Here is a 19,224-nt window from a genome sequence, read left to right on the forward strand (position 1 = left end):
AGGCGTTCCAGGGGATTTGATACACTGCCGCCTTTGCGCGGTGGATCGCATCGCCTTGCATCATCTGACATCCATGAGCGACACAGCGAGGCAAGGCTTCCTGCTGACGCGCCACTGGCGCGATTTCAGCAACAACGGCGGCAACAACGGCGGCAAGCACGGCGGCAAGCACGGCGACAAGCACGGCGACGATGGGATGGGCGGCGTCGAGGTCGAGTTCTGGCTCGCCACCGACGACGGCCCATGCCGCCTGCGCCTGCCGGTGGCGGAGGCGGTCGCCTTCGTCCCGGCCGAGCAGGAGGCGGCAGTGCGAAGCCTGTTGCAGCGGGAACGCGGTGTCGAACTGCGCCCGCTGACCTTGTCCGACTTCCGCGGGCGCTTGGTGCTCGGGCTGTACTGCCGCCACTATCGCCTTCTCTTGCGGCTGGAAAAGCGCCTGCGCGAGCACGGGATCGACGTCTACGAGGCCGACATCCGTCCGCCCGAGCGCTACCTGATGGAGCGCTTCATCATGGCGCCGGTGGCGTTCACGGGCACGCCCTCCCCTGGCGACCCCGCGCTGCTGCTTTCCGCCCAGTTGAAACCGGCGCCCGGCTACCGCCCGCGGCTGCGCACCGTTTCGCTCGACATCGAAACCACCATGCAGGGCGAGTTGCGCTCGATCGGCCTGGAAGGCTGCGGCCAGCGCCAGGTGTACATGCTGGGGCCGCCGAATGGCGACCCAAGCGGACTCGACTTCGACCTGGAGTATTGCGACACCCGCCTGGCCTTGCTGGAGAAGCTGGAAGCGTGGATGACGCGCCACGATCCGGACGCCATCATCGGCTGGAGCGTGATCGACTTCGACCTGCGCGTGCTGCAGGAACACGCCGAGCGCCTGCGCCATCCCCTGCGCATCGGCCGCGGCGGCGCATCGATGGAGTGGCGTACCAATGCCAGGGCCAGCGCGGAGCGGGAAGCCCGCTATTTCGCCGGCCTGCCGGGCCGGCTGGTCATCGACGGCATCGAGGCGCTGCGCTCTGCCACCTGGAGCTTTCCTTCGTTCAGCCTGGAGAACGTGTCACAAACCCTGCTGGGCGAGGGCAAGGCGATCGACCAGCCCTACGACCGCATGGCCTCCATCGACCGCATGTTCGCGCAGGACAAACCGGCCCTGGCGCGCTACAACCTGAAGGACTGCGAACTGGTCACCCGCATTTTCGAGAAGACCGAGCTGATGGCCTTCCTGCTGGAACGCGCCAGCGTCACCGGCCTGGCGGCGGACCGCAGCGGCGGATCGGTCGCCGCGTTCGAGCACGCCTACATTCCGCTGATGCACCGCCTGGGCCGGGTCGCGCCCAATATCGGCGACGTGCCCGGTGCGGACAGCCCGGGCGGCTTCGTCATGGACTCGCGTTCCGGCCTCTACGATTCTGTGCTGGTGCTCGACTACAAAAGCCTCTATCCGTCGATCATCCGCAGCTTCCTGATCGATCCGGTGGGACTGGTGACGGGACTGGAAGAGCCTGAAGCCGACACCGTCCCGGGCTTTCGCGGCGCACGCTTTTCGCGCACCAAGCACTGCCTGCCCGGCATCGTCACGCGCGTGTGGGAGGGCCGCGAGGCGGCCAAGCGCGCCGGGAACCAGCCGCTGTCGCAGGCGCTGAAGATCATCATGAATGCCATGTACGGCGTGCTCGGCACCACCGGCTGCCGCTTTTTTGACGCGCGGCTGGCGTCCTCGATCACCATGCGCGGCCACGAGATCATGCACCGCACGCGCGCGCTGATCGAGGCGCGCGGCTACCAGGTCATCTATGGCGATACGGACTCGACTTTCGTGTGGCTTGGTGGGGCCCACGCCGACGATGACGCGCTGCGCATCGGGCGCGAACTGGTCGAGCACGTCAACGGCTGGTGGCGCACGCGCCTAGCGGAGGAGCTCGGGCTCGAGAGTGCGCTCGAGCTGGAGATCGACACCCATTTCCGCCGCTTCCTGATGCCGACCGTGCGCGGCTCCGATGAAGGCAGCAAGAAGCGCTATGCCGGCCTGGCCGGCACACCCGGCGGTGGCGAGGAAATCGTGTACAAGGGCCTGGAGACCGTGCGCACCGACTGGACGCCGCTGGCGCAGCAGTTCCAGCAGGGCCTGTACGGCCGCATCTTCCGGCGCGAACCCTACGAGGAGTATGTGCGCGAGTACGTGGCCTCTACCTTGCGCGGGGACTTTGATGACTTGCTCGTCTACCGCAAGCGCCTGCGCCGGCCGCTCCAGGAATACGAGCGTAACGTGCCGCCCCATGTGCGTGCAGCGCGCATTGCTGACGAGTTTCATATTGCTCGGGGACGGGGGGCGCAATACCGCAATGGGGGGTGGATCCGCTATCTGATGACGACCGCAGGGCCCGAGCCGATGGACGTCTGGATGGAACAGAAGCGGTCGACGATCGACTATGAGCATTATCTGGTCAAGCAGCTGGAACCTGTCGCTGACGGGGTTCTGCCTTTTGTCGGGGACAGTTTCGCGCGGCTGACTAGCCCGCAGGGGGCGTTGTTCTGATTGCCTTTCAGTTCGAACAAGTGCCGGGCGGTGCGTGGTTACTCAGCGCTTTAGCGAAGGCAGAGGTCATGTCTGAATGTCAGACCTGACCCCGTGCTCGCTAGCGTGACCCCGTGCTCGCTAGCGGCTTGGCGCTTAAAGCCTCGCGTCCGTACCGGCGAAGGGGATGGATGAGCGCCTGAACGTTTAGAACGAGGACTGCTTTACGCTAACCGATTCACTTGTGATGGCTACGGTCCAGGCTGTATCTTAATGTCAGACTTGCCACCCAAATACACAGATTGGGCTGTGACACCCTGATACCCCTACGCTCAGCCGATACAGCCCAAGGAATATTGAGCTACAGGCTTGATAATTACGGGTGAGCTCACTGTTACTTGCTAGGTCACCAACCAAATGAGTAGAAAATATACGGGTGCAATCAGTAAAGCGAACGGGATCAAGCATAGGATAGGCTTGACAAAATCGAGCAATTTAAGTAGTGCATCGATTAAATCCTCTCCGAGAAAACTTGTTCTATCGTCAAAACGTTCAGGCCGACCACCGGGATAGAATAGATTTAACCAAAACCGCCGGTAGAACAAATTCAACCTTAAATAAGGTTTAAAATAAAGATCATGGCCGCCAGAGAAATAGCGATTGCAAAAATCATCCGTATTCTCCCTCACAAACCCCACCCGCCCAGCATCGCCAAGACCCCATATAAACAATCGAGAAAGAATTAAAATCAGATCGCGAGTTCCACAGTCATTAACGGTCAGCTTCGATGCTTCGACTACCGGATCTAAATTAAATCCACTTGACAGTGGACTTCCACACAATATTAAACAACCAACTCGATTCTGAGGAAGTGTTGCAACTGCCTCCACCGCAATGAGCGTACCAAAACTATGCGCCACAATATAGATTTCACGATCTATTGAAGCGTCAATATGTCGCAGAATTCGCTTCGCAGCCGCCCTTACTGTCCGTTTTCTTAAAAAAGGCACTGCAAACGAAAGCAGATCGAAAAATCCATATTTAATTTCGACCGACTCAACATTTCGATTATGTTTACCGACTTCATCAGTAATTTTTGTTTGCCAGTGCCCGTGAGTACGAATTCCGTGCACTGTAATGAGAGTCGAATCCCTATCCTGGAACGATTTCCGTTCGGCACCCATTAATTTTTCAATTTGCGTGAGGATACGCTCCACCCACTCGTTACTGGTTAGAGTGCCATCTAAAACCACCGAAGCTTCTTGCTCGAATTGTGTAGCGTATCCCCGCATCTCCGCAACATCTGCCGTCAGTCCTATAATTAACTTTGGACGAATATAACGCTTTTTAGGATCACAAATGTCATTAAGTAGGTTAATGCTGTTTTTGGCCTGGGGGATGCCGCCGATTTTTTTGGGCAATAAAATATCCAAGACCAATAGATTAGTCACCGCCAACAACTCAACGCGTGCTTGATCAGCAGATTCACAGTATACGACCTGGACTATATCAGACAACTCCGAAGAAGCAAGCGCCGAACTAAATATCTTTGCTCTGGCTTCAGAGTCATCCACAAAGATTACCTTCAATTATTTACCTCATCTATTACGCTCGACAATTGATCCTTCCACACCGAGTCTGCCACATCAAAAATAATGCAACCCCTATAATTCCCTCCAAGTAGTTGCAACGATTCATCGATATTATCGATGCTCAAACTTCTCGAATCTATACTAAAATCTTTATAACCAGTCAAAACTACAAACGGAACCAACTTATCTACCTTAGCCAATTTCGTCGCAATTTCTTTTCCCGCCAGGGCGCGGAAGCGCCCTCCATGAGATGATTCAGCGCGGTCAAACGTCGGCATACTCATGTCTAATATAAGAAGATCAAAGGTATCGTTTAAAGCCATTTTCAAGCCCGCATTATAAGAAGCCGCTTCGCGAATAATAAAGCTACCGAGACTCAAAATAAATTCATGAACCTTATCACGCTTTAATAAATTATCCTCGATTAATAAAATTTTCATGATTCAACCTAACTATCACCCCAAATTTATCGTCCGAAACAGAAATATCGAAATCAAACCCAGTAGAAGAGTTGGTAAGGAGATTATGCATCTTGTATATCCCGCTTCCACCTTCTGCACGACTTAATGCCGAATTCTCCTCAGTCCATTTTGCACGCTGAGACGCTGCAAAGTCTTCGGGATAAGCTGATGAGGGCGAGACACTGTTAATAATGCATATTTCATCAAAATTACAAACTGATTTATGCGTTATCTCAACGGGACTATCCAGTGCGCCATATTTCAGTGCATTTTCCAACCCCGTGAAGAGCGATATAAAGAGCGAGCGTGCCTCCCCATAACTCAACGACAAATTAGTTTTATCCTGCTGAAATATCAGAATCTTACCCTTATGCTCAAATATGGATTGGAACGATGAGACCGCTGCTTCGATTACGACGCCAAGTTTCTCAAATGACTGAATTTGCTCTGACCCAACAAATCTGAACCAATTTAGAACAAGTTCAACTTCTTTTTTGAAGTCTGACCTTGCATTTCGTATCGCTTGCATTAGGTCGAACATCGCTGCTTCGCCTTTTATCGTTTGCACAGCCGACTCTAACAGATCGATTGCTTCCAAAACCTTTACCGCCAACACATCATTAATCAACTGTTGCGCTGCCCTTGCGCTTTCAACAGCTAGCTCCCACATAAATCCAATCAGTGCCGTAAAGAACTCATCAAACGTCTTAGAAGAATCCACAATTTGGGAGACCCGAACAGCACGGTCATGGTATGGACAGAAGTCAAATATATGATCTGGGGACAGTTCGTTCAGCTTCACTCTAAACTGCTCATTTACCTTCAGTAAGATGCCATCAACTTCACGAGAGAAAATTCGCAGAATATTGTCCAGCTCAACCAAGATGTCGTCAGTCACATAACTATATTGATGAATCCAGAAGATATTAGAGAGATACTCGCCATCTTTTTGAAGAGTAACCAGATTATTCTTTTCGAAACAAGCACGAAGTTGACTGACAAAAACGGTATGTCGCACCTCAGCACTTAGGTACTTATCTAAACCATAATTCTCATTTAATGCAAAATCCTTCGTTGCCTGGACAAAAATTCGGACCAGTATGCTTACCTTCTTACTCAATGGCACAGCAACTGGGACATCACTTTGCAGACGAAAGAGATCATCAGAATTTACTGAATCCCAGTCATAGTCGAGTGGCTCGATACTCACTCCACCTTCGATTGACTTTGCTTTCTCGTATAGATCCATATATATATGGCGCCGATGTACCTCTAAGGCCTGTACGTCGACATAAAGCTTGCCAGTTTCAATCTTTGCCCTAAGCTTTTCGGAAAACAGCGTCTCAAGAACCTTATCGCGCTCAGCCCTTAACTCATCCGCATTCCCTGCCCTTGCCGCGATTAGAAAATCAATGATAGCAACACGCTCGTGTATCACCTCATCATTATTCTGAAATTCTATAATGTTGTCCAACTGAGCAGGAACACAAATGTAGCGTAAGAAATAAGCTTCGGCACAGTTCACCTCACCCGCTTCGAAAACTTTCGATGGCTGAAATTGATTTGCATGTTCTAGAAACTCCTCAAACAATTCCGACTTTCGATCCTCCAATCCTAGAACTTGCTCTTTAGAGCAGATATCAAGGACCACCATGGAAAGGACATATTCACGCCGTGTTGACTGACTGTGCTCGATTATACGACTGCATAATTCATTTACTGGCATGTGATCGAAGGCTAGGCTATTCTTTAAATACTCATCGATGAAGAATGCCGCTGCGTCATAGACTCGATTCTTAGCTAACAGATGCGACGATTTTGTGACAAGATAATCGGAATAGATCGGAAACAACGAGGGCTCAATCGAATGCACGTCATCAATTCCGCTGGCGTACCGAAGTACTCGGTAATCTGGTACGGAGTCCGGCACAACTGAGCTTGCTAAAGATTGAAGGCTGGTTCCTCTGGCTTTAGGGGTATTATATCTACCAAGACATTGCGTTTGCCTGCGAAGCAACTCTAGGCGGCCGAGATCATTTGACCCCTGCAATAATGAAAGATGAAATATTAAGGACTTAGCCCAAGGTTCCCGCCTGAACTTAATGCAGATCCGCCGCAGGTACGAGCCACTTTCTCGGCCTATTGGATCTAAAACCAATATTTTTGCGAACTCATTAGCAATTGCGTCGTAAAACGTATGCCCGTCTCCGATTATGCCGCAGTAGACTTTTGCACGAGCATATAGCTCAATGAGGCCTACAACAAGCTCACGCCCCTCATTAATTGCCTGTCTAATCAATGCGATGACTACTTCATACTCTCCACGTGTGTAGCTCGCAAGGATCTCAGAAACCCCTGGATCAATCTCTTCGTTAACGACGACCGCATTTATGAGCTCTGTATCCCCAACAGATTCAGCAAATGCCAATGTAGCATCAATCCACTCAGCATCGGTGTTATTCCTAGCCGCACTATCCATCACGATGGAACGCCATAACATATATTGGTCTAATATTGACCAATCAGAGTAATCTCGTATTGGAGCAAATTTTGGCGTCCGGCCAGGATCGTAACTTATAGGCAACTTATCACAGGACTCAACCGCCCCGTGTTCTTTCGCCGAAGATATTGAGGAACTCCTGTATTCTTTAAGCCTACCTAAAACTGTGTTCACATAAACATTCACAGAATTTGGCTCAGATAAGAGCAACATATCTTTAGTGATATTTGATAGTGCAAGATGGGGGTATTGATCTGGCAATTCCTTGATTATTTTCTTTGTATCTTCGCCACGAAGTTCTTTTCGTATATGAATGGAGTATTCAGTTCCCCACCAAGATTGCGATATATTTCCCACTTCTTCCAGGACATTCAGTGCCCCATCCGAATCACCTAGCAAAACCTTCGCATTAGCCGCAGCACGAAGCTTTAAAAACTTACTAATCTCCGAGCAGTTCCTTTGCAGCAGAGCGAATAGCCAATGTGGGTACGCGGCTGGGCTAACATACTGATAAACGTGCACTGCTCCGTGGAATTTCGTGCCAGTCGGGAAGAGTGGATTAAAGCTTGCCGGCAGCCCGCGATAGGACGCGACCTCTGAAATGAGGTCGAATCGCCCATGAAACGAATAGTGCTTCAGCTGCACCAATATTCTTTGACGTACGAGCGCGTCAGTTTCTCCTCTTGCCTTCACGAAGATCCGCGGATCGATAGCCAATTTGCTTGGGCGAACCTTATCGTTTTTGCGTCTCATAAATTTTTGTTTGTGTTGCAGATTGCTGCAAACCTGTAATCGAAAAAACGTTAGCTCATCGGAGCTAAATATCTAGCGCCTCTGCGTGCCCCTGCTATGTGACATCGCGCCCACTGTATTTTTAGCCTTCGAATGCAAGCTGCCAAGCGACCCAATATCGGGACGAAATCGGGCATAGGGACGACAGCGCTGTAACAATCCGCGATTTGCACAAGGAATCGATAGCTTATAACAAAATAGCCCCTCACGGAGGGGCCTTTTTCTATTCTTCAAGAGAGCTTCGCTAGCCAAGCTATTCCCACTCAATCGTCGCCGACGGCTTTCCCGGATTATCATAGCCAACGCGATTGATCCCGCGCACCTCGTTGATGATCCGGCTCGACACTTCACCGAGCAGCGAGTTCGGCAAACGCGCCCACTGCGCCCTCATAAAGGCGGGCGTCGACACCCCGTACACTGCGACAACGTATTCTAGCTGCGCCCGTCGCCCATCACGCGGACCGACTTCGCCGCCAAGTCCACGGCTAACGCTTGGCTGGTCGCTTCGTACCAGGTCACTGGCGCCTTGCTGGCGTCTATATCGGCCACTGGCGTCAGCTCGAACGGGTGTTGTGCAGTTCTTCGATAAAGGTGGCGACTGGTTACCGTCGCAGACAGGTCTTTCCACCTTACTCTAGTCCTCCTCGAGATACTTAATGACCGTTTGCACCTCTTTCGCGGCAACCTTCAGCAGATGTGAGTAACTCTCATGTCGTCGGGATATCTCATAGCTTTTCCCTTTAACGCCGACCTCAAACACGACGGCAGAGGCATCCTCGTCGGGCTTTGCGACTACGGGGCACCAACCCGCATACGTAATATTTTCTATCTTCTGAAGCGGCGATTTTGTGGCGTTAATGATGTTTTGCGCATCCAATTTGCTTTGCGCGGCGATCACCCGCGTCGGCGCACCGTGGCCGTCGCGAAGGGAAAACTCGTACATTCTGGACTTCGATGGCATGGAATCTCCTCTGTGCCGTAAAATTTGGTATCGCAATGGAAAAGCCACAGAATAACCTTAGGCGGCCGAATATTATTCGATTTTCAAAGTTATGCCTCCATGTCACAGGGTTATTCATCCGCAGCGGAAGACTTATAGATTCGAGAAAACCCGCTGGAGCGGGTTTCGGCGCTTCTTAAAATACCACTCCAGCAGCAATGTTCACTCCCACTCAATCGTCGCCGGCGGCTTCCCCGAAATATCATACACAACGCGATTCAGCCCACGGACTTCGTTGATGATCCGGTTCGACACCTTCCCCAGCAGCGAATGCGGCAGATGCGCCCATTGCGCCGTCATGAAGTCCAGCGTCTGCACCGCGCGCAGGGCCACCACGTATTCGTAGGTACGCCCGTCGCCCATCACCCCCACCGATTTCACGGGCAGGAACACGGCAAACGCCTGGCTGGTCGCTTCGTACCAATTCACCGGCGCCTTGCCTGGGTCGATACCGGCGACAGCCGGCAGCTCGAACGGCGTATTGCGCAGTTCTTCAATGAAGATGGCGTCGGCTTCGCGCAGCAGGTCGGCGTATTCCTTTTTCACTTCGCCGAGGATGCGCACGCCCAGGCCCGGGCCCGGGAACGGGTGGCGGTAGACCATGTTGTGCGGCAGGCCGAGGGCGACGCCGAGTTTGCGCACTTCGTCCTTGAACAGTTCGCGCAGCGGTTCCAGCAGTTTCAAATTCAGGGTTTCCGGCAGGCCGCCCACGTTGTGGTGGCTCTTGATGGTCTGGCCTTTTTTACCTTTACCGGCCGATTCGATCACGTCCGGATAGATCGTGCCCTGCGCCAGCCATTTGGCATTGGTCAGCTTGCCGGCTTCGACCTGGAAGACTTCGACGAATTCGCGGCCGATGATTTTGCGCTTCTGCTCGGGGTCGGTGACGCCGGCCAGGTGCCCAAGGAACTGCGCTTCGGCATCGACGCGGATGACTTTGACGCCCAGGTTCTTCGAGAACATGTCCATCACCATCTTGCCCTCGTCCTTGCGCAGCAAGCCGTGGTCGACGAATACGCAGGTGAGCTGGTCGCCGATGGCGCGGTGGATCAGGGCTGCGGCCACCGACGAATCGACGCCGCCAGATAAACCCAGGATGACGTCGTCGCTGCCGACCTGCGCGCGGATCTTTTCGACGGCTTCGCTGATGTAGTCCGGCATGTTCCAGTCGGATTTGCAGCCGCAGATTTCGTGGACGAAACGGCCGATGATGGCTTCGCCTTGCGTCGTGTGCGTCACTTCCGGGTGGAATTGCAGGGCGTAAAAGCGGCGGTCTTCGTCGGCCATGCCGGCGACGGGGCAGCTGTCGGTGGAGCCCATCAGTTTGAAGCCTTGCGGCATTTCCAGGACCTTGTCGCCGTGGCTCATCCAGACCTTCAGCATGCCGTGGCCTTCATCGGTGACGAAGTCGTTGATGCCGTTCAGCAGTTTGGTGTGGCCGCGGGCGCGGACCTCGGCGTAGCCGAATTCGCGTACCTTGCCGTTTTCGACCTTGCCGCCGAGCTGGGCGGCCATGGTTTGCATGCCGTAGCAGATGCCGAGCACGGGGACGCCGAGCTCGAAGACGGCTTGCGGGGCGCGTGGGGAGTCGCCTTCCAGGGTGGAGTTGTGGCTGCCCGAGAGGATGACGCCGGCGGCACCGTAGTTGCGCACGAAGTCATCGCCGATGTCGTAGGGAAAAACCTCGGAGAAGACGCCGGCGTCGCGGACGCGGCGGGCGATGAGTTGGGTGACCTGGGAGCCGAAGTCGAGGATGAGGATTTTGGAGTGCATTGGGGCAGTCAAAAAGAGTAAGAATTTTTGGTCGCAGGTGGGTGACGCGTCGCGGGGTTTCACATCGTGATACCGCGTGGGCGGAGCCCACCCTACGATTCGGGGCCGATCCAGCAGAATGGCAAGCGCATATTCGTGGCCGATTCAACGGCCGGGCAAGCGCATACAAAAAGCGGCCTTCCGGCCGCTTCTCGATTACTCCGAACGGTAGTTCGGCGCTTCCTTGGTGATCTGGACGTCGTGGACGTGCGATTCGCGCATGCCGGCGGACGTGATCTCGACGAATTCCGCTTTTTCGCGCAGTTCGTCGATGGTGGCGCAGCCGCAGTAGCCCATCGACTGGCGCACGCCGCCGACCAGCTGGAAGATGATCGCGAGTACGCTGCCCTTGTAGGCGACGCGGCCTTCGATGCCTTCGGGGACGAACTTGTCGGCCTTGGACGAGGCGTCCTGGAAGTAGCGGTCGGCCGAGCCTTCGGCCATCGCGCCCAGCGAACCCATGCCGCGGTAGGATTTGTAGCTGCGGCCCTGGTAGAGGATGACTTCGCCCGGCGCTTCTTCGGTACCGGCGAACATCGAGCCCATCATGACGGTGGAGGCGCCTGCGGCGAGTGCCTTCGAGACGTCGCCCGAGTAGCGGATGCCGCCGTCGGCGATGCAGGGCACGCCAGTCCCGGCCAGCGCTTCGGCCACATTGGAAATCGCCGTGATCTGCGGCACGCCGACGCCTGCGACGATGCGGGTGGTGCAGATCGAACCTGGCCCGATGCCGACCTTCACGGCGTCCGCGCCGGCCTCGACCAGCGCTTTGGCGGCCGCCGCGGTGGCGATGTTGCCGCCGATCACGTCCACGTGCGGGTAGCGCGTCTTGATCGATTTCACGGTATCGAGGATGCCTTGCGAGTGGCCATGGGCGGTGTCGACCACCAGCACGTCGACGCCGGCAGCAACGAGCAGCTCGACGCGCTCCTGGTCTTTCGCGCCCACGCCAACCGCGGCGCCGACGAGCAGCTTGCCCTGGGCATCTTTCGATGCGAACGGGTGCTCGTGGGATTTCAGGATGTCTTTCACGGTGATCAGGCCGCGCAGCTCGAAGGCGTCGTTGACGACCAGCACGCGCTCGAGGCGGTGCTTGTTCATCAGGCGCTTGGCTTCTTCGGTGTCCGCTTCCTCGTTCACGTAGACGAGTTTTTCGCGCGGGGTCATCTTGGTGCGGGTTTCCGCATCCAGGTCTTCCTCGAAGCGCAAGTCGCGGTTGGTGATGATGCCGACCACCTGCTTGCCTTCGACGACCGGGAAACCGGAAAAGCCGTGCTGATGCTGCAGGGCGATGACGTCGCGGATCTTCATGCTCGGTGGCACGATGATCGGGTCGCGCAGGACGCCGGCTTCGAAACGCTTGACGCGCGCTACTTCACGGGCCTGGTCGGCTGGACGCAAGTTCTTGTGGATAATGCCGATGCCCCCTTCCTGTGCCATCGCGATTGCCAGGCGGGCTTCCGTCACGGTGTCCATCGCGGCCGAGAGCAGCGGGATGTTGAGCGTGATGTTGCGGGTCAGCTTGGTGCGAAGGGAAGTGTCGGCCGGAAGAACATTGGAGTAGGCCGGGACGAGCAGCACATCATCGAACGTGAGTGCTTTTTGGAGTAGACGCATAGCATTTTCCTATAGGCGCAAAAGCGAATTATACAGAAAGCAGCGAAATCCGTCGCACGTTGGTAAAAATATGACCGCCAAGTCAGGTCCTGATTGACAGCGCTGCCCGATCATGGCGAAATCGTGTAGTTACGTAAGGAAATATTCTTCATGAGCTCATTGCCGTCCCTGTCGCCCCGTTTGGCCGCCCTCGCCCTCTTCTTCTGTGCAGGTCTGGCCCAGGCGCAATTCGTCTGGATCGCCCCGAACGGCACCCGTCATTACTCCGACCAGCCCCCTCCTCCCGGTACGCCGGCCTCCAGAATCCTGAAGTCGCCGCGCGGTGCCGCGCCGGCCCAAGTCATGCCGCCAGCCGAGGCAGGCGCGGACGCGCCGGCCGAGAAGCCGGCCGAGAAGCCGGTCGAGAAGCCGAAGCCACCGACCCTGGCCGATCGCGAACGCGACTACGTCAAGCGCGGCAAGGAGCGCGCGGAAGCCGAGAAGAAGGAACAGGACGGCGCGAAAAAGGCCGCTGCGCGGGTGAAGCATTGCGAAGAAGTACGGAGCGTGAGCCGCCTGTACGATTCGGGCATCCGCATCAGCGAAGTCGGGCCGGACGGCGAAAAGCGTTTCATCAGCGACGCCGAGCGCGCCGAGCGCAAGGCGCGTGCCGACGCAGCGATGAGCGAGTGCCGCTGAGCTCACCCAGCCCTGTCGTGTGAACCGGTAGCCCGGGCTTGCAGCCCGGGGCTTACCCCAAGCTCCCCTTCGCCCCGCCAGCCTTGCGCCGCACCGTGACCGCGCTGCGGGTCGGCGGCGCACTGACGACGCGGTTGCGCCCGCCTGCCTTGGCGTCATACAGGGCGGCATCCGCCCGTTCAATCAGCTCGGCCAAACTCTCGCCGGGTTCGAGCGTGGCAACGCCGATACTCACCGTATGCGCCACCCGCACGCCCGCCGGCGCCAGCGCGGTCGAACCGTCGAGCGCGCTTCGCAGGCGCTCGGCGACGGTCGCGGCCGTGCGGGCATCGGCGTCCGGCAGCAGCACCGGGAATTCCTCGCCGCCCATGCGTGCGCAGCAGTCGACCTGGCGAATCACCTCCTGCGTATGCTTGACCATGTCGCGCAGCACCGGTCGCCGACGGCGTGGCCATGGGTGTCGTTGATGCGCTTGAAGTGGTCGGCATCGAAGATCAGCAGCGACAGGTCCGCGTCCTTGCGCAGCGTGCGTGCGTGCTCGCGCTCGGCGAAGCGGAAGAAGGCGCGGCGCGACCAGGCGCCGGTCAGGTGGTCGTGGTCGGCATCGTAGGCGGTTTCGCGCAGCACCCGGGCATTGGCCATCATCACCGCACCCAGCGTCAGGGCCGGCAGCGCCAGCGCGCCGACGGCCAGGAAACCCACGTTCCAGGCCGATGGGTCGAGGAAGGGCAGCTGGGTATTGAGCTTCGGCGTAATTTGCAGCCCGTAATAGGCCACGCGCGCGCCGTGGCAGATGGCCAGGAAGTAAGCCGCGCGACGGGTGAACCGGAAGGCGTAGCGCAGACGGGGCTCGCCCGTGGTGGGAATGCTCAGGCCGATGGCCACGCAGAGCGCAGCCTGGAAGCTCGACACCAGCACCGAGCGGATGGGCAGCGCGTCGACGCCGAAGTGAAAGAGTGCAAGGCCGGCGAGCGTCGCCATCAGCGCCGCGGCCAGGCGCCCGTTCGGCACCGGCAGCGCAAAGTGGCGGCGAAAGCCAACGTACATGACGGCAATCGACCCGAGGTAACAGGTATTCGCGACTTCGATCGAGAGGAAGTCGGGCAATACGCCACGCGAGGCGAACAGCAGGATCGCCATGACTTCCAGGGCATTGGCCTGGCCCCACTCGCGTATGCCGGCCACCCCACTGTCCCTGAGTGAGGACAGTACCAGCAACATCACGACCGACAAGGCGGTCGTCACCAACAGCAGACTCAGAATACTCAGCATGTCGACATCGAAAGGCAGAAGGCGGCACGGCGCCGGACTCCGGCGTACCCGATTAGGGTGCAAGGAGGCAAGCCATCGATACTAGCAAGTTTCTTTTTTATATGATTTTCGGTAGGAATGAGGCGAAAACCGGGGGTGGCGCCAGCCAGGCCCGAGCGGCGTGGCTGCCCTCGCCGGCCGCGGGTGCGGGGTGCGCTCGGGCGGGGCGTCCGCGGCGCCTCAGGCTGCAGGACGTGCGGCCGCGGCGTCCTTCTTGGCGGCACGCTTGCGGCGCGAGTCTTTCGGGTCGGCTACCAGAGGCCGGTAGATTTCGATGCGGTCGCGCTCGCGCAGTACCGTGTCGAGGGTTTTCTTCTTTGCGTAGATGCCGACCGGCTGGGTGACCAGGTTGATGTCCGGATAGGCCGCCAGCACGCCGGAGAGCTCGATGGCCTGGCCGATTGTCGTGCCGGGCGCTACCCGCAAGGCCTTGAGGAACTCGTCCTTCGCGGTGGCGTAGCAGACATGGACCTGGACGGTCTCGGCCAGCGGTTCAGCCATACACCGCCTCGGCGCGCTTGCAGAAGGAGTCGACCATGCTGTTGGCGATCATGCCGAACACGGGGCCGACCAGCTGCTCGAGGATGATGCTGGAGAACTCGTAATGCATGTCGAAGTCGATCTTGCAGGCGTCGGCGCGCAGGGCCTTGAAGTTCCAGGTGCCCTCCAGCATCTTGAAGGGGCCGTCGACGAGGTGCATCTTCATCTGCGTCGGACGCAGGTTGTGGTTCGAGGTGGTGAAGCTCTGCTTGACGCCGTGGAAGTTGATGCCGAGACTGGCCACCAGCTTGTCCTCGGTGCGCTCGATCAGCTTGACGCCGTTGCACCAGGGGAGGAACTTTGGATAATCTTCCACTTTCGCCACCAGATCGAACATCTGTTCGGCGCTATATCCGAGGAAAACTGATTTGTGCACTACTGCCATTGGTCAACCGTTTGTTATGATGTTGGACAAGTTGCATTTTGCACTCTTCACGAGTGCGGCAGCGCTAGTTTAACCGACCCGCGGATTTTCGCTATTTCATGAGCATCGCTGACAATAAAAAAGCATTTTTCGACTACTTCATCGAGGACCGTTACGAAGCGGGCCTGGTGCTCGAGGGCTGGGAAGTCAAGGCCATTCGCGAAGGACGCGTGAACATCAAGGAAGCCTACGTGGTCGTGCGCGGCGACGAGCTGTTCCTGTTCGGCTGCCACGTCAGCGCCCTGACCACCGCCTCGTCCTTCAGCCACCCCGAAGCGCTGCGCACCCGCAAGCTGCTGCTGCACCGTGCCGAAATCGACAAGCTGCGGGGCAAGGTCGAGCGCTCCGGCTATACGCTGGTGCCGCTCAACCTGCACTACAAGGGCGGCCGCGTGAAGTGCGAAGTGGGTCTTGCCAAGGGCAAGAAGCAGCACGACAAGCGTGCCACCGAGAAGGATCGCGACGCCAAGCGCGAAGTGCAGTCGGCGTTGAAGACGCACCGGCGGTAATTGCCCGCGCGAGACGCGGGCGCGAGTTGCGGAAACGACGCGTTGGATCACCTGGCGACACCGCGTGGGCACAAGTGCCCACCCTACAAACGCAACTTTCGTAGGGTGGGCACTTGTGCCCACGCGGTGTCATCGCCCGAAACCCGGCGCCGGAACCACGACGCCCAACTCCATCACGCCAGCTTGCTCGCCCGCCAGGCTGCAAAGCTGAGCACCAGCCCCGCCCCCACCCCGCAGGCCAGCTTGAACGCGCTCTCGAACAGCAGCGGCGCCACCAGCCCCGACACCAGCGCGAACGACATCATCTGGATGAAACCCAGCATCGACGAGGCCAGCCCGCGGTTGTCCGGGAACAGCCCCAGCGCATTCATCTGCACCGCCGGCATCGCCACGGCGAGACCAAAGGTATAGATCGCCAGCGGCAGCACCGCCCAGGGCACACTTGCGGCGAAAAAGGCGTTGTAGCCGATATTGAGCACGCTTGCCACCAGCATGGTGCCGAACCCGATCCACTTCATGCGCCCGGCCGGCATCTTCGACGCCCGTTTGCCACCCCAGGCCGACCCGAGCACCATGCCGCCGATCAGCGGGATGAACATCCACGCGAACGCCGTCTCCGGCAGGCCGAGGATGACCATCACGAAGTTGGCGGCCGACCCGATATACAACGACAGGCCGCCGAAAGCGAAGCCCACCGACAGCGACAGCAGCAGGAACTGCGGATGGCGCAGCACCTTCAGGTAGTTGCGCGCGATCGTGCCGGGGTGGAAAGCATGGCGCTTCTCGACCGGCAGGCTTTCCGGCAGCAGGCGCCAGGTGAGTACGATCAGGAGGATGCCAAAGGCGGCCAGGAACCAGAAGGTCGAGCGCCAGCCGAAGTGCACGTGCAGCCAGCCGCCCAGCACGGGCGCGATGGCCGGCGCCAGGCCGAACACCATCATGATGTGCGACATCATCTTCTGCGCCTGCGGCCCTTCGAAACGGTCCTGCACGATGGCCTGGCCGATCACCGAGCCGGCACCAGCCGAGAGCCCTTGCAGCGCGCGGCAGGCCAGCAGGAAGCCGAAGGTGGGTGCGAATGCCGCGCCGACCGAGGCAATCGTGTAGAGCACCAGGGCGACCATGATCACGCGGCGCCGGCCGAAGGAATCGGACAGGGTGCCGTAGAACAGCATCATGAAGGCAAAGCAGAACAGGAACACCGACAGGGTCTGCTGCACGGCCACCGGCCCGACGCCGAAGTCGCGCCCGATGGCGGGCATGGACGGCAGATAGGTGTCGATGGCGAGGGCGCCGGCCATGCCCAGGCAGGCAAGGACGACGGTGAGGATTCTGTACATGGGAGGCTTTCGAAAACGAAGGCGCCGCCAGGCAGTAACGGGGCGGCGCGCGAGCCGGAATTGTACAGTTATTCGACGTTTGCCACAGGCGAGGGCCGCGGTGGCTGGCTGGAGGTCAAGCGCCGCGGGAGGCCAAGGGCGAGCGGCGCGGTACCCGCATGCGCCTTACTTCGTGTCGCCCAGCGCCATGCCGAAGCGCTCGAAACGCGGAGCCCAGTTGCCCAGGGTATCGGCCGACACCAGCACGCGCACCGCGCGGCCGATCAGGAGTTCGCGCGGCACGAAACCGATGTAGCGCGAGTCGGCGCTGTTGTCGCGGTTATCGCCCAGCATCAGGTACTGGTCCGGCGGCACCGTCACGGGACCGAAGTTCTTGCGCGCCGACACCGCTCCCGGGATGATCTGGATCGTGCGCGCGTGGCCGCCGAGCGACTCGTGCAGGCGCAGCGCCTCCACCGGCTGCGTGCCGATCGCCTCGACCCCGGCGCGGCGCGTCGTAGTCGGCGCCCTCCCCGTTGATATACAGGCGCTCGTTGCGCAGTTCGACCCGGTCGCCCGGCAGCGCCACCAGGCGCTTGATCAGGCGGGTGCCATCCAGGGGCGAGCTGAAGGTGACGACATCGCCGCGCTGCGGCTCGCCCGTGTGGGCCAGGACGTGGTCGGTCAGCGGCACCTTCACGTTGAAGGCCAGCCGGTTCACGAAGACGACGTCCCCTTCGAGCAGGTTCGGCCGCATCGACGCCGAGGGAATCGGATTCCAGTCCGCGACGGCCGTGCGGAACACGCCGAAAAGCAACATAAACAGCAAAAAGCCTTTGTTGGCGCGGATGAAACTCTTCATGACAGACTCCCTTTGTGGTTGGTATGGGAGACCTTATACCGGGGGCGACTTTGGCGGGGCTTAAGGTTTGGACAACATCAGTCTGGCTTAAGAATTCGGAGAATGGACCAGTCGACACGTCAAGCTTGCGTCGTCAGCGGACCTGCAATCGAGAGCAGTGGAGGTCAGCGAAAATTTTCGTAATAGCAACACTTCAGGTACACTGATCATGTATGGACGTCTGCTGTCAGAGAGCAGCAGGCGTTTGCACACGCCTGAAGAGGCGTGAGCGTTCGCCAAAATTTGTATTCATCACATGAAAAAAATAATCGTGCTGGTCATCCTCGCGGCGCTGGCCTGGAGCGCTTACGACAGGTATCAGCGAAACGCCGAACAGCGACAAATAGCGCAAGAACATGCCGTCGAGGTGGATGATCCCGATGAGGATATTCGTGCGATCGATTTCAAACATGTTAGCCAACCGGCGTTCGCCTGCGACGGCCGTACTCACTGCAGCCAAATGACATCGTGTGACGAAGCAAAATATTTCGTCGATCACTGCCCTGACGTCAAAATGGATGGCGATCATGATGGCGTCCCATGTGAACAGCAGTGGTGCAGTTGACCGCCACGGCAGACGGTCAATTGATCTGCTTTAGGGTCAGCGCCCGCCCAAACACCGCACCTGTATCAATGTAGTGCACGTTCCCCAGCGACATCGGCCGCAGCACGGGCGTGTGCCCGACAAATACCCGGTCGACACCCCCGACACCCGCGTCATCCATGGCCGTAATACGCTCACGGCTGAGCAGACATACTTCCGCGATTGCCGATGCGTCGTCGCCGCCCAGTTCCGACACCATCTCCTCCCAGGAATCGAATGGACAGTCAGCGTGGACAATGCCGACCAGGCCTGAGGGCGTCTCCACTTCCAGCGCGATGGGCAGCGCCTCGAACTGGGCGGCAATCTCGATCTGGCGCGCATAATCGAGGTCGAGGAACCAGGCCCCGCCGTAGATCCGGTAGTCGTCCGGATCGACGTTGCCCTCGAGGTAATCGATCGCAAACTGTTCGTGATTGCCGCGTACGGCGTGGAACCATGGACGGCCGAGCCAGTCCACCACGCCCAGCGACTCGGGACCACGATCGACCAGGTCGCCGACGCTGAACAGGCGATCGCTGTCCGGATCGAACTTCAGCCGATCCAGCTCGGCCGACAGTTTGCTGAAGCACCCATGCACGTCGCCGACGACGAAATCACGGCCGTGCTGGTTTGCATGCACACGCTGAACGGAAACAGGCATAGAAGT

Annotated in this window: 14 protein-coding genes and 3 pseudogenes; 4 read left to right on the forward strand and 13 right to left on the reverse strand. The window is 58.0% G+C overall.

Annotation, left to right across the window (positions count from 1 at the left end; translation table 11 throughout):
* The first annotated feature begins 73 nt into the window (after nucleotides 1-73).
* Complete coding sequence (locus G4G31_RS26645; RefSeq protein WP_183107498.1) at nucleotides 74-2,539, forward strand: DNA polymerase II; 2,466 nt, start codon at nucleotides 74-76, stop codon at nucleotides 2,537-2,539.
* A gap of 380 nt (nucleotides 2,540-2,919) precedes the next feature.
* Here the strand turns inward: G4G31_RS26645 and G4G31_RS17615 are convergent, their stop codons facing one another.
* From G4G31_RS17615 to guaB, 7 genes and pseudogenes are all read right to left on the reverse strand, one after another.
* Complete coding sequence (locus tag G4G31_RS17615; RefSeq protein ID WP_182988740.1) at nucleotides 2,920-4,092, reverse strand: alpha/beta fold hydrolase; 1,173 nt, start codon at nucleotides 4,090-4,092, stop codon at nucleotides 2,920-2,922.
* Nucleotides 4,093-4,103: 11 nt separating this feature from the next.
* Nucleotides 4,104-4,550 carry a response regulator gene (locus G4G31_RS17620; protein ID WP_182988741.1) on the reverse strand — a complete coding sequence of 149 codons (447 nt, stop codon included), beginning with the start codon at nucleotides 4,548-4,550 and terminating at the stop codon, nucleotides 4,104-4,106.
* Nucleotides 4,525-7,824 (reverse strand): hypothetical protein, encoded by a 3,300-nt coding sequence (locus tag G4G31_RS17625; protein ID WP_182988742.1) that lies wholly within the window; start codon nucleotides 7,822-7,824, stop codon nucleotides 4,525-4,527. Before G4G31_RS17625 ends, G4G31_RS17620 begins: the two co-directional genes overlap by 26 nt.
* A gap of 292 nt (nucleotides 7,825-8,116) precedes the next feature.
* A pseudogene (locus tag G4G31_RS17630) lies at nucleotides 8,117-8,379 on the reverse strand (GMP synthase (glutamine-hydrolyzing)); the annotation flags it as partial.
* A 118-nt stretch (nucleotides 8,380-8,497) separates the two neighbouring features.
* Complete coding sequence (locus tag G4G31_RS17635) at nucleotides 8,498-8,824, reverse strand: hypothetical protein (RefSeq protein WP_182988743.1); 327 nt, start codon at nucleotides 8,822-8,824, stop codon at nucleotides 8,498-8,500.
* A 201-nt stretch (nucleotides 8,825-9,025) separates the two neighbouring features.
* The gene (gene guaA / locus G4G31_RS17640) at nucleotides 9,026-10,636 is read right to left on the reverse strand and encodes a glutamine-hydrolyzing GMP synthase (RefSeq protein ID WP_182988744.1); all 1,611 of its coding nucleotides are present in this window, start codon (nucleotides 10,634-10,636) and stop codon (nucleotides 9,026-9,028) included.
* 195 nt (nucleotides 10,637-10,831) lie between these two features.
* Nucleotides 10,832-12,292 carry an IMP dehydrogenase gene (gene guaB / locus G4G31_RS17645; RefSeq protein ID WP_182988745.1) on the reverse strand — a complete coding sequence of 487 codons (1,461 nt, stop codon included), beginning with the start codon at nucleotides 12,290-12,292 and terminating at the stop codon, nucleotides 10,832-10,834.
* A gap of 150 nt (nucleotides 12,293-12,442) precedes the next feature.
* On the opposite strand from guaB, the gene G4G31_RS17650 reads away from it, so the two are divergent.
* Nucleotides 12,443-12,970 (forward strand): DUF4124 domain-containing protein, encoded by a 528-nt coding sequence (locus G4G31_RS17650; protein WP_182988746.1) that lies wholly within the window; start codon nucleotides 12,443-12,445, stop codon nucleotides 12,968-12,970.
* Nucleotides 12,971-13,022: 52 nt separating this feature from the next.
* Here G4G31_RS17650 and G4G31_RS17660 read toward each other — a convergent pair.
* The 3 genes and pseudogenes from G4G31_RS17660 to G4G31_RS17670 form a co-directional block, all read right to left on the reverse strand.
* Nucleotides 13,023-14,242, reverse strand: a pseudogene (locus tag G4G31_RS17660) (diguanylate cyclase).
* A 219-nt stretch (nucleotides 14,243-14,461) separates the two neighbouring features.
* The gene (locus tag G4G31_RS17665; RefSeq protein WP_182988749.1) at nucleotides 14,462-14,782 is read right to left on the reverse strand and encodes an RnfH family protein; all 321 of its coding nucleotides are present in this window, start codon (nucleotides 14,780-14,782) and stop codon (nucleotides 14,462-14,464) included.
* Complete coding sequence (locus tag G4G31_RS17670; RefSeq protein WP_182988750.1) at nucleotides 14,775-15,206, reverse strand: type II toxin-antitoxin system RatA family toxin; 432 nt, start codon at nucleotides 15,204-15,206, stop codon at nucleotides 14,775-14,777. Before G4G31_RS17670 ends, G4G31_RS17665 begins: the two co-directional genes overlap by 8 nt.
* Nucleotides 15,207-15,304: 98 nt before the next feature.
* Here G4G31_RS17670 and smpB point away from each other — a divergent pair, with 98 nt between their 5' ends.
* The gene (smpB, locus tag G4G31_RS17675) at nucleotides 15,305-15,754 is read left to right on the forward strand and encodes an SsrA-binding protein SmpB (protein ID WP_182988751.1); all 450 of its coding nucleotides are present in this window, start codon (nucleotides 15,305-15,307) and stop codon (nucleotides 15,752-15,754) included.
* 173 nt (nucleotides 15,755-15,927) lie between these two features.
* On the opposite strand, the gene G4G31_RS17680 is transcribed toward smpB, so the two are convergent.
* Nucleotides 15,928-17,094, reverse strand: coding sequence for a multidrug effflux MFS transporter (locus tag G4G31_RS17680; RefSeq protein ID WP_182988752.1), 1,167 nt, complete (start codon nucleotides 17,092-17,094; stop codon nucleotides 15,928-15,930).
* 165 nt (nucleotides 17,095-17,259) lie between these two features.
* A pseudogene (gene lepB, locus G4G31_RS17685) lies at nucleotides 17,260-17,935 on the reverse strand (signal peptidase I).
* Between the two features lie 499 nt (nucleotides 17,936-18,434).
* On the opposite strand from lepB, the gene G4G31_RS26650 reads away from it, so the two are divergent.
* Nucleotides 18,435-18,539, forward strand: coding sequence for an excalibur calcium-binding domain-containing protein (locus tag G4G31_RS26650; RefSeq protein WP_229425629.1), 105 nt, complete (start codon nucleotides 18,435-18,437; stop codon nucleotides 18,537-18,539).
* Between the two features lie 16 nt (nucleotides 18,540-18,555).
* On the opposite strand, the gene G4G31_RS17695 is transcribed toward G4G31_RS26650, so the two are convergent.
* Nucleotides 18,556-19,218, reverse strand: coding sequence for a metallophosphoesterase (locus tag G4G31_RS17695; RefSeq protein ID WP_182988754.1), 663 nt, complete (start codon nucleotides 19,216-19,218; stop codon nucleotides 18,556-18,558).
* Nucleotides 19,219-19,224: the final 6 nt, after the last annotated feature.

The sequence above is a fragment of the Massilia sp. Se16.2.3 genome (assembly GCF_014171595.1).
In the GTDB taxonomy this organism is placed as follows: Bacteria; Pseudomonadota; Gammaproteobacteria; order Burkholderiales; family Burkholderiaceae_D; genus Telluria.

Excerpts from the sequence above, each read along its gene's own strand:
- G4G31_RS17695 (WP_182988754.1), bottom strand. The coding sequence starts at position 19,218 with ATGCCTGTTTCCGTTCAGCGTGTGCATGCAAACCAGCACGGCCGTGAT.
- G4G31_RS26645 (WP_183107498.1), top strand. The coding sequence starts at position 74 with ATGAGCGACACAGCGAGGCAAGGCTTCCTGCTGACGCGCCACTGGCGC.
- G4G31_RS17635 (WP_182988743.1), bottom strand. The coding sequence starts at position 8,824 with ATGCCATCGAAGTCCAGAATGTACGAGTTTTCCCTTCGCGACGGCCAC.
- G4G31_RS17680 (WP_182988752.1), bottom strand. The coding sequence starts at position 17,094 with ATGTACAGAATCCTCACCGTCGTCCTTGCCTGCCTGGGCATGGCCGGC.
- guaB (WP_182988745.1), bottom strand. The coding sequence starts at position 12,292 with ATGCGTCTACTCCAAAAAGCACTCACGTTCGATGATGTGCTGCTCGTC.
- smpB (WP_182988751.1), top strand. The coding sequence starts at position 15,305 with ATGAGCATCGCTGACAATAAAAAAGCATTTTTCGACTACTTCATCGAG.
- G4G31_RS17625 (WP_182988742.1), bottom strand. The coding sequence starts at position 7,824 with ATGAGACGCAAAAACGATAAGGTTCGCCCAAGCAAATTGGCTATCGAT.
- G4G31_RS26650 (WP_229425629.1), top strand. The coding sequence starts at position 18,435 with ATGACATCGTGTGACGAAGCAAAATATTTCGTCGATCACTGCCCTGAC.
- guaA (WP_182988744.1), bottom strand. The coding sequence starts at position 10,636 with ATGCACTCCAAAATCCTCATCCTCGACTTCGGCTCCCAGGTCACCCAA.
- G4G31_RS17620 (WP_182988741.1), bottom strand. The coding sequence starts at position 4,550 with ATGAAAATTTTATTAATCGAGGATAATTTATTAAAGCGTGATAAGGTT.
- G4G31_RS17665 (WP_182988749.1), bottom strand. The coding sequence starts at position 14,782 with ATGGCTGAACCGCTGGCCGAGACCGTCCAGGTCCATGTCTGCTACGCC.
- G4G31_RS17650 (WP_182988746.1), top strand. The coding sequence starts at position 12,443 with ATGAGCTCATTGCCGTCCCTGTCGCCCCGTTTGGCCGCCCTCGCCCTC.
- G4G31_RS17670 (WP_182988750.1), bottom strand. The coding sequence starts at position 15,206 with ATGGCAGTAGTGCACAAATCAGTTTTCCTCGGATATAGCGCCGAACAG.